The sequence below is a fragment of the Mesorhizobium sp. B2-8-5 genome (genome assembly GCF_006440675.2).
Taxonomy (GTDB): Bacteria; Pseudomonadota; Alphaproteobacteria; order Rhizobiales; family Rhizobiaceae; genus Mesorhizobium.
The window spans coordinates 1437863-1454536 of record NZ_CP083951.1; the positions used below are offsets into that span (position 1 = coordinate 1437863).

A 16674-nucleotide genomic window follows, 5' to 3' on the forward strand; every position below is an offset into this window, starting at 1 on the left:
TCAGGCGATGGTCTTACCGAAGGCGACGGCGGTGTCGCCCATGCGGTTCGAGAAGCCCCATTCGTTGTCGTACCAGGACAGGACCGAAACGAAGTTGCCGTCCATCACCTTGGTCTGGTCGAGCGCGACGATCGAGGAATGCGGGTCGTGGTTGAAGTCGATCGACACGTTCGGGTGATGGGTGACGGACAGAACACCCTTCAGCTTGCCCTTCGAGGCGGCGATCAGCGCCTCGTTGATCTCCTGCGGCGTGGTCGAGCGCTTGGCGATGAACTTGAGGTCGACGACCGAGACGTTCGGGGTCGGCACGCGGATCGAGATGCCGTCGAGCTTGCCCTTGAGGTCGGGCAGAACGAGGCCAATCGCCTTGGCGGCGCCGGTCGAGGTCGGGATCTGCGAGAGCGCCGCGGCGCGGGCGCGGTAGAGGTCCTTGTGCATGGTGTCCAGCGTCGGCTGGTCGCCGGTATAGGAGTGGATCGTCGTCATCATGCCCTTCTCGATGCCGACGGTCTCGTGCAGAACGGCCGCCAGCGGCGCCAGGCAGTTGGTGGTGCAGGACGCGTTCGAGATCACGATGTGGTCCTTGGTCAGCTTGTCGTGGTTGATGCCGTAGACGACGGTGAGGTCGGCGCCTTCGGCCGGGGCCGAGACGATGACGCGCTTGGCGCCGGCGGTCAGGTGAGCCGCGGCCTTGTCGCGGGCGGTGAAGATGCCCGTGCATTCGAGCGCGATGTCGACGCCGAGCTCCTTCCACGGCAGCTGGGTCGGGTCCTTGATAGCGGTGACCTTGAACGTCTCCTTGCCGACCGAGATCTGGTCGCCGTCGACCGAAACCTCATGCGGGAAGCGGCCATGCACGCTGTCATAGCGGAGCAGGTGCGCGTTGGTCTCGACCGGGCCGAGATCGTTGACGGCGACCACGTCGATGTCCTTGCGGCCGGATTCGTGGATGGCGCGCAGGATGTTGCGGCCGATGCGGCCAAATCCGTTGATGGCAACTCTGACGGTCATTGTTCTCTCCCTTGGGGGCTGGAAAGCGGATGGGTCCGCAGTTTCATAACGGCGGAAGGCGCAAGAATCCAGCCGCAGAACGTCGCATTTAAATCGATTAGGTTGGTCCAGCCCGGCAAAACCGTCAATCGGCGTTGCCGGGCCCGAGGCAATTCCTACTTGCCGTGCAGACGGGCTTCGACCGCCTTGGCCGCGGCATCGGCGGTGATGCCGAAATGCGGATAGAGCTGTTCGATCGTGCCGGAGGCGCCGAAGCCGTGCATGCCGACGAAGATGCCGTCGGTGCCGATCAGGTGGTCCCAGCCCTGGCGGATGCCGGCTTCGATCGCGACCTTCACCTTGGCGTCGCCGATCGTCTTCCTGCGGTAGTCCTCGCTCTGCTGGTCGAACAGCTCAAAGCAGGGCACCGAGACGACGCGGGTCGGATGGCCATGCTTTTCGAGCAGGTCACGTGCACCGAGGGCGATCTCGACCTCGGAGCCGGTGGCGAAGATCGTCACCACGGCCTCGCCGCCGGCGGCGGCTAGCTCGTAGGCGCCCTGGCTGGAGAGGTTCTTCGGCGAATGTTCGGTGCGCACGGTCGGCAGGTTCTGGCGGGTCAGCGCCAGGGTCGACGGCGTCTTTTCGGATTCCAGCGCGATCTGCCAGCATTCGGCGGTTTCGACCGCGTCGGCCGGGCGGAAGACATTGTGGTTCGGGATGGCGCGCAGCGCCGCCAGATGCTCGACCGGCTGGTGGGTCGGGCCGTCCTCGCCGAGGCCGATCGAGTCATGCGTCATGACGAAGATCGAGCGGATGCCCATCAGCGAGGCAAGGCGCATCGAGGGGCGGGCATAGTCGGAGAAGCACAGGAAGGTGCCGCCATAGGCGATCAGGCCGCCATGCAGCGTCAGGCCGTTGATCGCCGCCGCCATGCCGTGCTCGCGGATGCCGTAGTGGACATAGCGCTGGCCGTAATCGTCGGGCGTGATGTTCTTGGTCTGGCTGGTCTTGGTGTTGTTGGAGCCGGTCAAGTCGGCCGAGCCGCCGATGGTCTCCGGCACGGCGCCGTTGATGACTTCCAGCGCCATTTCCGACGACTTGCGGGTGGCGACCTTCGGCTTGTCGGCCGACAGCTTCTTCTTGTAGTCGGCGATGACGGCATCGAAGTTCGACGGCAGGTTGCCGGCAAGGCGGCGCTCGAACTCGGCCTTCAGCTTCGGCTCGGCCTTGGCCAGACGGCCTTCCCAGTCGGTGCGTGCCTTGGTGCTGTTTTTACCCACGGCGCGCCAGGCGTCGAGGATGTCGGCCGGAATCTCGAAGGGCGGCGAGTCCCAGTTGAAGAATTTGCGCGCGCCGGCGATTTCATCCGCGCCCAGCGGCGAGCCATGCGCCTTGTTGGTGCCTGCCTTGGTCGGCGCGCCGAAGCCGATGGTGGTCTTGCAGGCGATCATCGTCGGCTTGTCGGAATGGCGCGCCGCCTCGATGGCGTAGGCGATCGCTTCGGGATCTGTGCCGTCGATGTGGCTGGCGTTCCAGCCGGACGCCTGGAAGCGGACGACCTGGTCGGTGTTGTCGGCGAGCGAGACCGGGCCGTCGATCGAGATGTTGTTGTTGTCCCAGAAGACGATCAGCTTGTTGAGCTTCAGATGCCCGGCCAGCGCGATGGCTTCGTGGGAGACGCCTTCCATCAGGCAACCGTCCCCGGCCAGCACATAGGTATAATGGTTGACGAGGTCGTTGCCGAAGGCGGCGTTCATGATGCGCTCGCCGAGCGCGAAGCCGACCGAATTGGCCAGGCCCTGGCCGAGTGGGCCGGTGGTGGTCTCGATGCCGGCGGCATGGCCGTATTCCGGGTGGCCGGCGGTCTTGGAGCCGAGCTGGCGGAAATTCTTGATCTGGTCGATCGTCATGTCCTCATAGCCGGTGAGGTAGAGGAGCGAATAGAGCAGCATCGAGCCGTGGCCGGCGGAGAGGATGAAGCGGTCGCGGTCGGCCCAGTGCGGCGCCTTGGCGTCGAATTTCAGGAAACGGCTGAACAGCACCGTGGCGATGTCGGCGCAGCCCATCGGCAGGCCGGGGTGACCGGAGTTCGCCTTCTCGACGGCATCCATGGAAAGGAAACGGATCGCGTTGGCCATCCGATCATGTTGTTCACGCGACGTCATGCTTCCTCCGGAAGTGGGTTGGAGCTTGGGAGAACCCTTGGAAAAGGATGCCGGGACACATAGCAGGCACGGCCTTTTAGTCAACAAATCGGGGCGGATTTTGCCGGGCTTGTGATGGCATCGAGCGCCTTACATTAGCGATAGCGGGGGACAGTCGCGAGAGCTTTGTTGACGCGCCCTTCACCCGGTGCCTAATCTTTCCGAGGTAACGCATTCTGAACGCGCGCGATTCGGTGATGGGCAGGGCATAGGACGAGGCCATGACCGGGGAAACGACCCTCAAGGAAGTCATCGCCAGGCTGGGCAAGGCCATGGAAGGGCTGGAAAACGCCGTCGCGGCGAAGCTCGAGCATGAGCGCGATTATTCGGAAGCCGAGGCCGAGGTGCAGCGCATGAACGCCGACCGTTCGCGCCTGGCGCAGGAGCTCGACAATTCCGAAGCGCGCGCCGAGCGTCTTGAAGATGCCAACAAGGAAGTGTCGCGGCGGCTGGTGACCGCCATGGAAACCATCCGCGCGGTTCTGGACAGGTAAGGCAATGGCACAGGTCACCGTTTCCATCGACGGCAAACAGTATCGCATGGCCTGCGACGAGGGCCAGGAAGAGCACCTGATCGACCTTGCCGAGCGCTTCGACCGCTATGTCTCGCATCTGAAGGATTCCTTCGGCGAGATCGGCGACCAGCGGCTTACCGTCATGGCCGGCATCATGGTGATGGACGAACTTTCGGAGCTCACCAAGCGCGTCAAGGGCATGGAGAGCGAAGTGCTGACCTTGCGCAAGACGCGTGACGAGGCGCTGACCAAGGCCGACAAGAGCGACAGCGTGCTCACAACCGCGCTCGGCGCGCTTGCGCAGCGCATGGAAGATCTCGCGGCGACGCTCGCGCTAAAGAAAGCCTGAGCGCCCGGCGCCAGCGGTAAATCGAAAATCCTGCCTCCAATTGCGGGCGACGGCGAAAAATTTTCGCCTGCCATGGGCAAGCTTCCTACTCCCGGCGTTTGAACCCTACCTTCATGGTGCTAGAACTAACGTCCGGCCACCGCCGAAAGGGGGTGCGCCGGCGGTTTCACAAAAAAGGGTAGGGATAGGTCATGAGTCTTCGTATCAACGATATCGCGCCGGATTTCACGGCCGAGACTACGCAGGGCACCATCAAGTTCCACGACTGGATCGGCGACGGCTGGGCGGTGCTGTTCAGCCATCCGAAGAACTTCACCCCGGTCTGCACCACCGAGCTCGGCACCATGGCCGGCCTGGAAGGCGATTTCAAAAAGCGCAACGTCAAGATCATCGGCATTTCCGTCGATCCGGTGTCGAGCCACGAGAAATGGCAGGCCGACATCAAGACCGCTACCGGCCAGACGGTGAACTATCCGCTGATCGGCGACAAAGACCTGCACGTCGCCAAGCTCTATGAAATGCTTCCGGCGGGCGCCGGCGACAGCTCTGAGGGCCGCACGCCGGCCGACAACGCCACCGTGCGCTCGGTCTACGTCATCGGCCCGGACAAGAAGATCAAGCTGGCGCTGACCTATCCGATGACCACGGGCCGCAACTTCGACGAGATCCTGCGCGTCATCGATTCCATCCAGCTGACGGCCAAGCACCAGGTGGCGACGCCAGCCAACTGGAAACAGGGCGACGACGTCATCATCACCGCCGCCGTCTCCAATGAGGACGCGATCAAGCGCTTCGGGGCGTACGAGACGGTGCTGCCGTATTTGCGCAAGACGAAGCAGCCTTCGGCGTGATGAGCCTTTTTCCTTCTCCCTGTTAAACGGGGAGAAGGTGCCCGAAGGGCGGATGAGGGGCGGCGCGGCGGTCGAAGATGAGCGCGCGCCTGCTCCCCGGTCCTATTGTTTGTTCTGAGTTAACAACCTCGCAGCCTCGGCGCTGCCCCTGATTGCTGCCATCCTCCGCTGCGGCTGCGGAGGGTGAACCGGCAGTTCTCCTCGCATAGCGACTGGGAGAAAGGGGCGCGCCACCGCTTTCGCCAAATAAAAACGGCGGCGCCAGATTTTGGCGCCGCCGTTTTGCTGCTCAATGCGCGGTGGCTTTATGCCGCCGGCTGCGCCTCGATGGTGCGCAGCGCCTGGATCTGGCGCTTGGCGGCGGCCTTGACCGCGTCCTGCACCTTCTCGAAGGCGCGCACCTCGATCTGGCGCACGCGCTCGCGGCTGATGTCGAACTCGGCCGACAGCTCTTCCAGGGTCAGCGGCTCTTCGGCGAGGCGACGCGCCTCGAAGATGCGCCGCTCGCGGTCGTTGAGCACGGACAGAGCGCCCGACAGCATGGAGCGCCGGTTTTCCAACTCGTCCTGCTCGATCAGCATCTCTTCCTGGCTTTCGTGGTCGTCGACCAGCCAGTCCTGCCATTCGCCGGACTCGCCCTCGCTCGCCCGGATCGGGGCGTTGAGCGAAGCGTCGCCCGACAGGCGGCGGTTCATAGATACCACTTCCGCCTCGGAAACGTTGAGGCGGGTGGCGATCTCGGCGATCTGGTCGGGCTTCAAGTCGCCATCATCGAGCGCCTGGATCTTGCCCTTCACCTTGCGCAGGTTGAAGAATAGACGCTTCTGGTTGGCGGTGGTGCCCATCTTGACCAGGCTCCACGAGCGCAGGATGTATTCCTGGATCGAGGCCTTGATCCACCACATGGCATAGGTGGCGAGCCGGAAACCACGCTCCGGTTCGAATTTCTTAACGGCCTGCATGAGGCCGACATTGCCTTCCGAGATCACCTCGCCGATCGGCAGGCCGTAGCCGCGATAGCCCATGGCGATCTTGGCGACGAGCCGCAAATGGCTGGTGACGAGCTTGTGGGCAGCCGTGGTGTCCTGATGCTCGGCGTAGCGTTTCGCGAGCATGTACTCTTCCTGCGGCTGAAGCATCGGAAAGCGGCGGATTTCTTCCAGGTAACGGGCGAGACCGCCTTCACCGGAAACGATACTGGGTAATGATTGGGCCATGATAGCGCCCCTCTCTCTTTGGAGTGGATGCCCCCGAAAAGCGGCGGGCATTCGTCACGGATGCCAAAGGCTCATCCGCGACAACCTGTGTATATAGGAACAAAACCAGAAAAGACAGCATTTGTTCAACACGAAACAGTGTGTCACACTGAAGTGAACAACGCCAGTCAGGTTTTTTGATGGTCGGTTTGAAGCGTCTTAATGGCAGGTTTCAGAGCTTGCGGAAGCCGCCGACCAATTCCTCCATGTCCCTTGGTATTGGCGCCTCGAACCTCATCGATAGATGGGTAGTCGGGTGCCGGAATTCAAGGAGCCAGGCATGCAGGGCCTGCCGGGGAAAGGCGCTGACCTTGGCTTTCAAGGGTTCGGGCAGCCGGTTGGCCTTGGTGCGGAAGGCCTGCCCGTAATCCGGGTCGCCGATCACCGGATGGCCGATATGGGCCATGTGGACGCGGATCTGGTGGGTGCGGCCGGTCTCCAGCCGGCATTCGACCAGGCTTGCGGTGGCGAAAGCCTGCTGTCCTTCGCCGAAGCGCTCGACGACGCTGAAATGGGTGACGGCATGGCGGGCATCGTCACGGCTTTCCGGCACCACCGCGCGGCGGATGCGATCGGCGGCGCGGCCGAGCGCGGCGTCGACGGTGCCCGTCGGCCGTTGCGGAATGCCCCAGACCAGCGCCAGATAGGCGCGTTCGAGATCGCCAGTGCGGCCGTGGTCGGCAAAGGCCTCCGACAGCGCCTTATGCGCGCGGTCGGTCTTGGCCACGACCATGACGCCGCTGGTTTCCTTGTCGAGGCGATGGACGATGCCCGGCCGCCTGACGCCGCCTATGCCGGACAGGCTGTCGCCGCAATGATGGATCAGCGCGTTGACCAGCGTGCCGGTCCAGTTGCCGGCGCCGGGATGGACGACCAGTCCGGCTTGCTTGTTGATGACGATCAGCTCGTCGTCCTCGTAGAGGATGTCGAGGGGAATGTCCTCGCCTTGCGGCTCGGCCGGCTCCGGCGCGGGCACCAGAATTTCGATCCGCTCACCGGCGCTCAGCTTGCGCTTGGCTTCCAGCACCTGCCTGCCGGCGATGGAGACCGCGCCCTGTTTGATCAGCGCCTGCACGCGGCTGCGCGAGAGCTCCGGCCCGAGCCGGGCGGCAAGCCACTGGTCGAGACGCTGGCCGGCGGCGTCGGCGCCGGTTTCCAGCACGACGGCTTCGCCGGCAGCCGATTCCTCGTCCGCCAATTCGTCCTCTATCAATATCGGGGTCTCTTCGTTATGAGCGCTCATCGAAAACCGTTGCGGATTGTCTAGCCATGGCCCGGCCAATCGCCGAAGAAGATGAGGAAAAGCCGCTCGACCCCGCGGCCGAGAACGTGCGCCGCAAGCTCGTCCGCTTCATGATCGTCAATCTCGGCCTACTGTTCCTCGCCCTTATGGTGGTGATCGGTGCGCTTGTCTACAAAGCCCGCAACGCGCCGGTGGCCGGACCGGCTCCCGCCGCCGATGTCCAGGCTCCGGCCGGCGCGCCGCTGTCGGGCGACATCGTGCTGCCCGTCGGCGCCAAGGTGATCAGCCAGTCGCTCTCCGGCAACCGCCTGTCGATCGATGCCGAGCTTGCCGACGGCAGCCGTTCGATCTTCGTCTACGACATCACCGAACGCCGCATCGTCCACCAGTTCTCGATTCGTAACAAATGAGCGGCTTTGCCGAACGCCGCAGCGTCGCGACCGTCGCGCTCGTCGTCGGCAATTACGACGAGGCGGTCGCCTGGTATGTCGAGCGGCTCGGCTTCATGCTGATCGAGGATGTCGACCTCGGCGGCGGCAAGCGCTGGGTCACCGTCGCGCCGGCGAAGGGCCATGGGGCGCGGCTGCTCTTGGCGGAAGCATCCGGCGAAGAGCAGGAAAGCCGCATCGGCAACCAGACCGGCGGCCGCGTCTTCCTGTTTCTCGAGACCGACGATTTTTCCCGCGACCATCGGGCGATGCTCGCAAAGGGTGTCGAATTCCGCGAGGCGCCGCGCTTCGAGGCCTACGGCACGGTGGCCGTCTTTTCCGATCTCTACGGCAACCTCTGGGACCTGATCGAGCCGAAACGACAGGGCTGACCGGTGGCGGCCGGCAAAGCGCGCGAAGCGGTCGAAACCCTAAGCGGAGCACTCATCGGCAAGCCAATGAATGCTCCGCTTAGGACTTTTGTTTTGTCGCAGATTCTTGTCGGAAAACCGTACGACACTTTTCGCGAATCTGCTCGGTTGCTTTTTCCCGGCCGCCAGCCTATGTAGCCGGTTCTTGAGCGCGCCCATCGTCTAGCGGTCAGGACACCGCCCTCTCACGGCGGGAACAGGGGTTCGATTCCCCTTGGGCGTACCAAGACAATCAAACAAGCCGAACTCTTTGCCGAACTACAACTGCCGGCGCCGTATCGTTTCGGCGAGTTCGGCAAAGGCTTCCACGATTCCCTCGCCGTTCTTGGCGCTCACGAACTTGACGCTCGATCGCGGCAGCTGGCCGATCTCTTCGGCGCTGCCGGGGGCCTCGGCGAGATCGATCTTGTTCACGAGGGCCCGGTATGGCCTGCCCGGAAATCGCGCCTCGAAGCTGCGGACCAGCTCGACCATGCGCGTCACGGTTTGCGGGCGCGTCACGTCCGACACGACGATCGCGGCCGACGCGCCGGTGACGTAGACGGTGTCGAAAATACGCGTCCCGAAATCGCCGTCGGTGTCCCACAGCACAAGCCGCGCCGCGTCGCCGCCGCGAACCGGATCGGCCGGAACATCGTAGCTCAGCACCTCGACGCCGAGCGTCGATTTGTATTCGCCGTCGAAACGATCGTGCACGAGACGGTACATGATGGATGTCTTGCCCACACCCATGTCGCCAAGCAGCATGACCTTTGCGCTGAGCATCATTGAGGGCGCTCGGCGCGGAACACGTTTTCGAAGGTGACGCGGCGGTTGCCTTCGCTCGGCACGTCGGAAATCGGCAGCGATGACGAGCGCGAAACCACAAATAAGCGCGAGGGCTCGATCCCGAGCGCGGTCAATCTTCGCACCACCTGGTCGGCCCTCTTGCGGGCAACCGTCCGGTTGGCCACATCTGTCCCGGTATCGTCCGCGTGCCCTACGACACGGATTCTCAGATCGTTGCCCGCAAGCAGCCCTGCCAGTTCACGGATCTGCTGGTCCGCCGCGTTGTCATCGGCGAAGGCGTCGCCCGTGCCAAAGAAGATTGCCGTCGAGGCCATGAAGCGGTCGAGCCGCTCGGCCGGGCTGTCGGCTATCGATTGCAGGGCGTCGTACTGCCGGTTCCTGGATTTTGTCTCCTCGGCGAGCGCCGCGCGTGTTTCATCAATGCCCGCCCGCAGGCCGGCAAGGGATTGCAGCTCCTCTTCGCTCGGCCCGCGCGTCTGGTCGATGCGGGACTGCAAGCTGGCGAGGGACTGCTTCTGGCCGGCAACCGCTTCGCCGGTCTCGCCGGCGGACTTCTGCAAGCCGGCAAGAGATTGCCGCAGCTCGGCGATCGCCTGGTGGTTTTCGTCGATACCCGCCTGGAGGCCGGTCACCGATTGCCGCAGGGCTTCGATGTCGGCGCTGAGCGCCGCCACCTGCTCCGTGCCCGGCACGACGCCGATCCGGCCGACGACCCGATAGGGCGCTGCGGCCTTGGCCAGGGCGTCGATCAGCGGAGCCGTCTGCACCTGGCTTGGCTCGATGCCGGAGACCGAGACGCTGCGATTGCGGTGATCAAAATCCAGGCGCAACGGGAAAGATTCCAGCAGCGGTTGCTTGCCGGCCAGTTCCTGGAGCGCATCATTGGTGCGCCGCTCCAGCATCGTGCGGGTCAAATAGACGCTCGCCAGCCATGCCAGCCCGGCGGCGACGAGAGCCGCGAGGACGAACAGGACGACCTTTCCGGCCCGACGCGGTTTACGCTCCGCGGCGGGAGCGGCTTCGATGGAGGCGGCCAGCGACGCCAGCATGGCGGCGTCGCAGTCGAGGCCGCGATCCATGTTCTCTATCGTGTCGAAGAAAAGCGAATTGATCCTGTCATTGTCGGCGGGGCGAAGCGGGCCGATGCATTCCGCGGCCAGGATGAACCGGGGCGAGGCGCGAAGCACGATTTCGCGTCCGCCGAAATCGAGCTGCTGCAGATTGCCCTCTCCTGCCAGAGCCTGGACGGAAAATTCCAGGATCGCCGCGACCATCGCGCTCAGCAGGTCGGCCCGCTCGTCGGAGGTTTCTTGCCTCCTCCAGTCCGCGACGAGGCGACCGTTGCCGCGTTCGATCATCAGCAGCCGGTTGACGCGCGGCGGACTGGCATTTGCCAGAACGAACTCGCTGATCGGCCGGCCGGTCGCCAGCGACTTGACGCGCCCGATCCACAGCTCCGTCGATGTCAGGGCGTTGAGGCGCTGCTCCAGCCGCGCGACGAGTTCCTTGAAGGCATTTGCCACGGCCGCGCTGACCAGCCTGCCCGTGATCGGGTAGAGCGCGTCGACCATGAGGTCGCGCGAGTTCCTGATCTCGCTGCGGATCGCTGAAACCACCGATGGCGCGATGACGTTCGCCAGCTCGCGCGGCCGAACGACTTCGGCGCGCTCCAGCGCGGCGACCAATATGTCTGCCGTCGCCGTTTCCAGACGGTCGGGGCTGCCGATGTATTGCTGAAGCAGGGCGACATCCGCGCCCAGCGCCTCGAGACGCGCCGCCTCCGTTTGAAAGAGCAGTTTTCTAAGCTGCTCGATCTCGCGGTTCTGGCCGGCGGCGGACGTCATGCTACTTTCCCGCGCGCCCGGACCCTAGCCCGCTGATGGTTGCTCCAAGGTCCGAAATCGCGGCGCCGATATCCCTTTGCGAGGCGAGCCGCTTCTGTTCGGTTTCCCGCTCCAGTTCCAGGACGTGCGCCTGGAGCGTCGCGAGCTCCTTGGCAAAGTCGGCCTGGAGCTGCTTGATGGTGGCCTGCATCTCCTCGCGCAGGTCGGCAAGGCTGCTCTCGAGCGACCGCTGCGCGCCTCCGAACAGGAGATTGCGAACCTGGTCGATCGTCGCCTCGGCATGGATTTTGGCTTCGGATCCGTTCGCGGATGCGGCTCCATCCGCGGCTTTTGCGGCTTGCTCGGCGGCTTTCATGTTCTTTCCTCGGTTCTCACGCTCACTGATACGGTGACGACCGTTATATCAAATCCTAATTCGTGTGACAGGCAATCGACTTATTGCCTTCGTGGGAGCTATCTCGCGTCGAGCGTGGCAATTGTGCCGCCCTGTCAATCGCCACCTATCGCAATGACTGCTCGCACGCCAGTCGCCCTTCGGGGCTGAATCGAATCCGAGCTGAATCGAATGCAGGCCGAGCAGCTCCCCGCACCGGGAAAGACGCGGAGCCGCCTTGCCAGGAGCGATGCCCGGTTCGAGGACGATCCGGCTGCTACCGAATATGACCTTCGTCATCTCCGGTCCTGACCTTCGTCAGGTGTCGCAACCCCTTGAAACGGCCTAGATCAGCACGCCGGAACGCTGCGCGACGGCGGACGTGATTTTTCGACGGGAGGTTTCCAGATGGGATTTTTGGACAGTCTACAAAGTGCCTTGCAAGGCGAACAGCAGGGCGGAGGCTCGTCACTCCTGGCCGATGCGCTGACCAGCGTCGGCGGTTATCAGGGTGTGCTTGCCATGCTGCAGAAGTCGGGTCTCGGCGACCGTGTCGAATCCTGGCTGAGCACCAATGCCGCAAATCTTCCGATCGCGCCAGGCGAGATCAAGACGGCCCTTGGCGACCAGCGTCTTCAGCAACTGGCGAGCCAGTTCGGGATTCCGCTGGATCAGGTGGCCGCTGCCCTGGCGCAACATCTTCCGGCCGCGGTCGACCAGGCCAGCCCCGACGGGGTGCTCGCGACGCACCGCGGCTGACACTGACGGACAGCAAGACAAATCCAGACGGCTTTTGCGGCAACCACGCCGCGCGACTCGACAGCGGTGTCGCTGTCCAGCCGGAAACGAGAGGGCAAGCGTGTGAGCAAGCAGGACGAACTGATCAGCAAATATGCGGCGGACCTGAGGGTCAAATGCGGCCTTACGGCGGATTTGGATCTCTTGACGAAGGTGACGAAGGGCTGCGGTCCGGCGATCTACGACAAGGATGCATCCACCGTTTCGGCCTCGGACAAGGAGGAGCTTGAACGGGTCAAGAAAAACTTTCTCATCAAAAGACTGGGGCTGACAGCCGATGCCGGCCTGGACGCGGGGCTCGCCAGGGTCATCGACCAGTACGGCCGCACCAACCGCAACAAACACCGCCCGGTCTTCTACTACCTGCTCGTCAAGCATTTCAGGCGCGAGAACGCCTTCGCCTGACGGCGCAAACAGGCAAATGGGCTAAGAGGAGATGGGGATGCTCAAAGAATTCCAGGAATTCATTTCCAAGGGCAATGTGATGGACTTGGCCGTGGGCGTCATCATCGGCGCCGCCTTCGGCAAGATCGTCACTTCGCTGGTCGACGACATCATCATGCCGATCGTCGGCGCGATTTTCGGCGGGCTGGACTTCAACAATTACTTCTTCGGGCTGTCTTCGAACGTCCACTCGACCGCGCTGGCCGATGCCAAGAAAGAGGGCGCCGTCTTTGCCTATGGCAGCTTCATCACTGCCGTGCTGAACTTCCTGATCCTGGCCTTTATTATTTTCCTGATGGTCAAGGCCGTGAACAATATGCGCAAGCGTCTGGAGCGCGAAAAGCCCGCGCCTGCCGCTGCGCCGCCGCCGGCCGACGTACAGTTGCTGACCGAAATCCGCGACCTGCTCGCGAGAAAATAGCGGGATCGTCCGAGGCGGCCGGTCAGGCCCGGCCGCCTCGGACCCTGCGTAGCCTTGCGTCGATTCTCGATCCGCGAGCCTTCGCGGCCGACCAGCGGAAATCCCCGGCACAGCATTCCGCCTGCCCGCGCGAACCATGGGCAAGGCTTCAAACAATGAAAATCGGCGCGGAATTGCTCACGAGGCTCGACGACACCATGCGGACCGTCAAAGCCCAGTTGGCCGAGATGGAAGCCGGGCATGCCGACGCGCTCGTATCCCTGCTTGCGCCGAGACCGTCGATCGGCAGCCCCGAGATGGTTCTGACCACGCTGGCGCTTCGCGAAATCGAAGTCCGCGATCAGGCAAGGACGTGACCGCCAAGCACTGCTGTGAGGCGCCGACCGCGGCCTCCTTCGACCTGCCGCCAAGAGCAGGAACTCGGGCAACAAGACTGCCCGTGGCTTCCCCCAAAAACCTCGGAGCCGCGGGCCTTTTTGCGCGTTCGATCGCCCGGCAGGTCCGGTGGGAGAAACCCAAAGGTCGCGGCGCACCGAACGGTCGTTCAGCCTATCGTTTTTATGGCCAGTTCGGTCCGGTTCTTGGCTCCGCACTTCTCGAGGATCGTGCTGACGTAGTTCTTTATCGTACCTTCGGCCAAATGCAGTTGGGCGCCGATTTCGCCATTGCTCTTGCCTTCGACGATCAGTTTGAGGATTTCGTTCTCGCGCGCGGTGAGGTCGCCACGCAACGGCGCGCTCGCCGGGGCGTGGCGCGGACGCAATCGCTTGAATTCCTCGAGAATTTTCGCGGCGACACCGGGTGAAAGCGCGGATTGGCCGTTCGCCACGGTGCGGATCGTCGCCGCGATCTCGTCGATCCTCGAGTCCTTCAGCAGATATGCCTTGGCTCCGGCGCTGACAGCCTCGAAAATTAGGTCGTTGGTCTCGAACGTGGTCAGGACCACGATACCGGTTCCCGGAAATTCGCGCAGGATACGCTGGGTTGCCGTGACGCCGTCGGCGCGCGGCATTTGCAGATCCATCAGGACGACGTCCGGGCGGTACCGGCGCGCGAACTCGATCGCCTGCTCGCCGTCGGCCGCGGCGCCGACAATTTCGAAATCGTCGTTTTGCTGGGCAAGCAGCGTGGCAAGGCCCTCCCGGATCAATGTCTGATCCTCGGCGATCAGCACGCGTATCCTTTCGGATTTCAGGCGCGGATCGGTCATCTTGCTACACCCCCAACTTTCTACGCACCCACGGCGCCGGACCGGTCGTTCGTTGCCGACACGGTCAAGGGAAGGGATGTCCGAACCAGCGTGCCCGCCCCCGGCGCGCTTTCCACCGCGCATTGTCCCCCCGCGAGCTCGGCGAATTCGGCCATTCCAATCAGCCCGAAATGTCCCTGTTTGGGGACGGTGCCGTCAAAGCCGCGTCCGTCGTCGCGGACATCGACAATGAGTCTTGCGCCAGCTTCGGTTCTTTCCACGGCCGCGTCGAACCGGATCCGTCGCGCCTTCGCATGCGCCTCGACGTTGCGCAACGCTTCGCCGACGATGCGCCGGATCGTCGTCTCGTGATCATGCAGCCCGGGGCGGGCTCCATCATCGATTTGCGTGGAGACCTCGATGCCGGTCTGCTGCGCGAAGTCCGACAGCATCTTCTCGACATCCGAACCCGGTTCGAGGTCGTCGGGCATTCTGAGCCGGGCGATGGCGTCGCGCGCCCGCGCCAAGCCGGTTATCGCGGCTTCCTCGGCAATTGCGAGCCCGTCTGAAACACGGGCTGGATCGGTCGCCAGGAAGTGCCTGGTCAGCCGGATTTGCGTCAGCAATGCGACGATCGAATGCACGAGCGTGTCGTGGAGGTCGCGCGCCAGGCGAAGGCGGGTGCGGGCGAGCGAGGCGAAGCGCACCTCGGAATTGGCGGCTTCGAGCTGCTGTTCCATCAAGCGTCGGGCGCGCCGCTCGCTTTCGAACATGATCTCGGCCTGGCGCGCCGTGAAGTCGGGCATCGCGATGACGACGTAGTGCGATCGATCGCCATTCCACAGGATGACCGCGGTGACGGGACGGTCCAGCCCCGGCAATTCGGCCCGCACGCCCGACAAGGCGATCAGATCGCGGCGTCCCTCGGACAAGGCCGCCATCTCGGCCTCCATCCCGACCAGCAGCGTGCACAGGCAGCAGTCCGCTCCAAGGGCGGGGAGCCACTCGACCAGGCGCCCCACTTTTTGCTGAACTGTCCTGTCGGCCCGCAAAACAGCAAGCCCGATGACTTCCGCTTGCGCGGCCGGCAGTAATTCTGTGCCGATATCGATCATTCGTTCTCGCAAAAACAGCGGCAGGACGCGGCAGTCCACTTTGACGTAAGCCCGAACCGGCCGCAAACGAATATGACTTTCGTCATCATTGCCCCTGACTTTCGACAGATGTCACGCCCCCGCCAAAGGGGCTAGGTCGAAGGTCGTCGACAGCGGCAACCTGTCGACGTGGTTTGAAACGATGATCTTCGTCCGGTTCGCCGGCACGACGGGCTCAGACCGAGGGAGCTGGGGTTGCCGCGATTTCAGCACTGGGAAAAGGAACCGTGGACGTGGAGACGGTTTCGGCAGTTGCCGATCAGCTTTCAGATATTGGCGCTTCTGTCCGTAGCCGCGATCCTGTCGATCTCATTTCTGATCTTCGTGCTTTCTATTTTCAGGTAATCGAGGCTCTGTCTCGAGCCGCGCAGCAAGCCAAACCCGAACGCCGGTCGCCATGAAGCTAAACGTCCAATTCATCAAGCACCCAGGCTCGAAAGAGCGCATGGTCGTGCTGCCGGAATCCCAGTTCCGCATACTCAAGCGGACCGCGATGGCGGGTGTGAGCGAGCTCGATGAGTCTGCCCCCAACAGTCCTTTGCCCAAGCGCGTCCTCGACAGGATCGCCGCCGGCGAGAACCCGGTTCGCGCCGTCAGGGTCCTGCGCGGCCTGAGCGGAAGGCAACTCGCCGCCCAAGCCGGAATAACCCCGAGCATGCTGTCGCAGATAGAGCGGTCCGGAAAGACGGCCTCCACCCGGACCCTCAAGGCGATCGCGCACATCCTGGAAGTGCCGCTCGGTGCCATTTCGCCTCATCTGTCCGCCGGTATCGGAGGTGTGCCGGCCGATGCCGGCAGGACCGTGGCGTGGATCCTGACCTGAGGATCGAGACGCCCGCGGCGGCGCCCGCGCGCGCTTCGAGATCGGCAGGCAAAGCGTGGGTGAGTGAGATGAACGCGACAGAGAGCCGTTCCCCGTGGCCGCTGAGGGGGATCTCCGAGTGGCGAATGGCCGTCCTGATCGGATGCGGCTGTTGTCTGATGCTGATCGCCATCGGTTGGCTATCAAGCGTTGCCTCTTCCGCCGTGCATGATCCGGATTTGCTTGCCGTGAACGCCACCGACAAAGGCCCGCGCATCGTTCCCCGATCGGGGATCGACTTCGCCTGCAAGGGGCAGAACTGGGGTCATGAATCGAGTGAGTGCCTGGCCGCCATCCGAATCCAAACCGGACAGCGGCGATCGATCCGCATCATCGCCGACGGCGGCAACGACTCGCAAGCGCAGTGAAGGCCCGGCGGCGCTTCTGGCGTAACGTCCCGGATTGAATTAGCATCCCCTCATCGCGCTCCGGCCGCGATCCGACAGGATGCGGAATGCGGAGCGTAATGAGAACCGGGCGGCGGTCGCGTACCCAGGGCCGAGCGCGGCCAGACGCTGGGAACCTGCCAG

At 63.6% G+C, this 16674-nt stretch carries 21 protein-coding genes and 1 tRNA gene; 13 read left to right on the forward strand and 9 right to left on the reverse strand.

All coding sequences use genetic code 11. The annotated features are described in order from the left end of the window. Both gap and tkt read right to left on the reverse strand, forming a co-directional pair. Nucleotides 1-1011: a type I glyceraldehyde-3-phosphate dehydrogenase gene (gene gap / locus FJ430_RS06965; protein ID WP_140704687.1), complete on the reverse strand. Its 1011-nt coding sequence runs from the start codon at nucleotides 1009-1011 to the stop codon at nucleotides 1-3. 155 nt (nucleotides 1012-1166) lie between these two features. Further along, nucleotides 1167-3158, reverse strand: coding sequence for a transketolase (gene tkt / locus FJ430_RS06970; protein WP_140704689.1), 1992 nt, complete (start codon nucleotides 3156-3158; stop codon nucleotides 1167-1169). A 260-nt stretch (nucleotides 3159-3418) separates the two neighbouring features. Here tkt and FJ430_RS06975 point away from each other — a divergent pair, with 260 nt between their 5' ends. The 3 genes from FJ430_RS06975 to FJ430_RS06985 all read left to right on the forward strand — a co-directional run bounded on the left by FJ430_RS06975 (nucleotide 3419) and on the right by FJ430_RS06985 (nucleotide 4912). Continuing rightward, complete coding sequence (locus tag FJ430_RS06975) at nucleotides 3419-3691, forward strand: DUF4164 domain-containing protein (RefSeq protein WP_023763725.1); 273 nt, start codon at nucleotides 3419-3421, stop codon at nucleotides 3689-3691. A 4-nt stretch (nucleotides 3692-3695) separates the two neighbouring features. Beyond that, nucleotides 3696-4061 (forward strand): cell division protein ZapA, encoded by a 366-nt coding sequence (locus FJ430_RS06980; protein ID WP_140647887.1) that lies wholly within the window; start codon nucleotides 3696-3698, stop codon nucleotides 4059-4061. Nucleotides 4062-4252: 191 nt separating this feature from the next. Continuing rightward, the gene (locus FJ430_RS06985) at nucleotides 4253-4912 is read left to right on the forward strand and encodes a peroxiredoxin (RefSeq protein WP_140647888.1); all 660 of its coding nucleotides are present in this window, start codon (nucleotides 4253-4255) and stop codon (nucleotides 4910-4912) included. Nucleotides 4913-5217: 305 nt separating this feature from the next. Here FJ430_RS06985 and rpoH read toward each other — a convergent pair whose 3' ends face one another. Both rpoH and FJ430_RS06995 read right to left on the reverse strand, forming a co-directional pair. After that, nucleotides 5218-6129 (reverse strand): RNA polymerase sigma factor RpoH, encoded by a 912-nt coding sequence (gene rpoH / locus FJ430_RS06990; RefSeq protein ID WP_140647889.1) that lies wholly within the window; start codon nucleotides 6127-6129, stop codon nucleotides 5218-5220. A gap of 211 nt (nucleotides 6130-6340) precedes the next feature. Continuing rightward, entirely contained in the window at nucleotides 6341-7411 is a 1071-nt protein-coding gene (locus FJ430_RS06995; protein WP_140704691.1) for an RluA family pseudouridine synthase, read from the reverse strand. Nucleotides 7412-7437: 26 nt separating this feature from the next. Between FJ430_RS06995 and FJ430_RS07000 the strand changes: the two genes are divergently transcribed. The 3 genes from FJ430_RS07000 to FJ430_RS07010 all read left to right on the forward strand — a co-directional run bounded on the left by FJ430_RS07000 (nucleotide 7438) and on the right by FJ430_RS07010 (nucleotide 8496). Next, entirely contained in the window at nucleotides 7438-7821 is a 384-nt protein-coding gene (locus FJ430_RS07000; RefSeq protein ID WP_140704693.1) for a fimbrial protein, read from the forward strand. After that, on the forward strand, nucleotides 7818-8231 hold the full coding sequence (locus tag FJ430_RS07005; protein WP_140704695.1) for a VOC family protein: 414 nt from the start codon (nucleotides 7818-7820) through the stop codon (nucleotides 8229-8231). The genes FJ430_RS07000 and FJ430_RS07005 overlap by 4 nt, the downstream gene beginning before the upstream one ends. 190 nt (nucleotides 8232-8421) lie before the next feature. Then, nucleotides 8422-8496: transfer RNA gene (locus FJ430_RS07010), tRNA-Glu, on the forward strand. 32 nt (nucleotides 8497-8528) lie between these two features. Here FJ430_RS07010 and FJ430_RS07015 read toward each other — a convergent pair. Genes FJ430_RS07015 through FJ430_RS07025 form a run of 3 tightly spaced genes read right to left on the reverse strand, consistent with a single transcriptional unit; the run spans nucleotide 8529 to nucleotide 11258 of the window. After that, nucleotides 8529-9017 carry a hypothetical protein gene (locus FJ430_RS07015; protein WP_246672527.1) on the reverse strand — a complete coding sequence of 163 codons (489 nt, stop codon included), beginning with the start codon at nucleotides 9015-9017 and terminating at the stop codon, nucleotides 8529-8531. Between the two features lie 17 nt (nucleotides 9018-9034). Continuing rightward, nucleotides 9035-10903, reverse strand: coding sequence for an OmpA family protein (locus FJ430_RS07020; RefSeq protein ID WP_140704697.1), 1869 nt, complete (start codon nucleotides 10901-10903; stop codon nucleotides 9035-9037). A gap of 1 nt (nucleotide 10904) precedes the next feature. Next, a complete protein-coding gene (locus FJ430_RS07025; protein ID WP_140659492.1) occupies nucleotides 10905-11258 on the reverse strand; it encodes a hypothetical protein in 354 nt (117 codons plus the stop codon). Nucleotides 11259-11684: 426 nt separating this feature from the next. Here FJ430_RS07025 and FJ430_RS07030 point away from each other — a divergent pair, with 426 nt between their 5' ends. The 4 genes from FJ430_RS07030 to FJ430_RS07045 all read left to right on the forward strand — a co-directional run bounded on the left by FJ430_RS07030 (nucleotide 11685) and on the right by FJ430_RS07045 (nucleotide 13295). Further along, nucleotides 11685-12035: a YidB family protein gene (locus FJ430_RS07030; protein WP_140704699.1), complete on the forward strand. Its 351-nt coding sequence runs from the start codon at nucleotides 11685-11687 to the stop codon at nucleotides 12033-12035. Between the two features lie 102 nt (nucleotides 12036-12137). Next, the gene (locus FJ430_RS07035; protein WP_140647912.1) at nucleotides 12138-12479 is read left to right on the forward strand and encodes a DUF2853 family protein; all 342 of its coding nucleotides are present in this window, start codon (nucleotides 12138-12140) and stop codon (nucleotides 12477-12479) included. 37 nt (nucleotides 12480-12516) lie between these two features. After that, nucleotides 12517-12939 (forward strand): large conductance mechanosensitive channel protein MscL, encoded by a 423-nt coding sequence (gene mscL, locus FJ430_RS07040; protein ID WP_140704701.1) that lies wholly within the window; start codon nucleotides 12517-12519, stop codon nucleotides 12937-12939. A 155-nt stretch (nucleotides 12940-13094) separates the two neighbouring features. Further along, entirely contained in the window at nucleotides 13095-13295 is a 201-nt protein-coding gene (locus FJ430_RS07045; RefSeq protein ID WP_140704703.1) for a hypothetical protein, read from the forward strand. A gap of 188 nt (nucleotides 13296-13483) precedes the next feature. Here FJ430_RS07045 and FJ430_RS07050 read toward each other — a convergent pair whose 3' ends face one another. Next, nucleotides 13484-14149, reverse strand: coding sequence for a response regulator transcription factor (locus tag FJ430_RS07050; protein ID WP_140659503.1), 666 nt, complete (start codon nucleotides 14147-14149; stop codon nucleotides 13484-13486). Nucleotides 14150-14169: 20 nt separating this feature from the next. After that, a complete protein-coding gene (locus FJ430_RS07055; protein WP_140704719.1) occupies nucleotides 14170-15243 on the reverse strand; it encodes a sensor histidine kinase in 1074 nt (357 codons plus the stop codon). A gap of 266 nt (nucleotides 15244-15509) precedes the next feature. Between FJ430_RS07055 and FJ430_RS07060 the strand changes: the two genes are divergently transcribed. The 3 genes from FJ430_RS07060 (at nucleotide 15510) to FJ430_RS07070 (ending at nucleotide 16512) form a co-directional block, all read left to right on the forward strand. Then, nucleotides 15510-15683 (forward strand): hypothetical protein, encoded by a 174-nt coding sequence (locus FJ430_RS07060; RefSeq protein ID WP_181175309.1) that lies wholly within the window; start codon nucleotides 15510-15512, stop codon nucleotides 15681-15683. Between the two features lie 44 nt (nucleotides 15684-15727). Further along, nucleotides 15728-16105, forward strand: coding sequence for a helix-turn-helix domain-containing protein (locus FJ430_RS07065; protein WP_181175311.1), 378 nt, complete (start codon nucleotides 15728-15730; stop codon nucleotides 16103-16105). Between the two features lie 125 nt (nucleotides 16106-16230). Next, on the forward strand, nucleotides 16231-16512 hold the full coding sequence (locus FJ430_RS07070) for a hypothetical protein (protein ID WP_140647900.1): 282 nt from the start codon (nucleotides 16231-16233) through the stop codon (nucleotides 16510-16512). The last annotated feature ends 162 nt before the right edge of the window (nucleotides 16513-16674 follow it).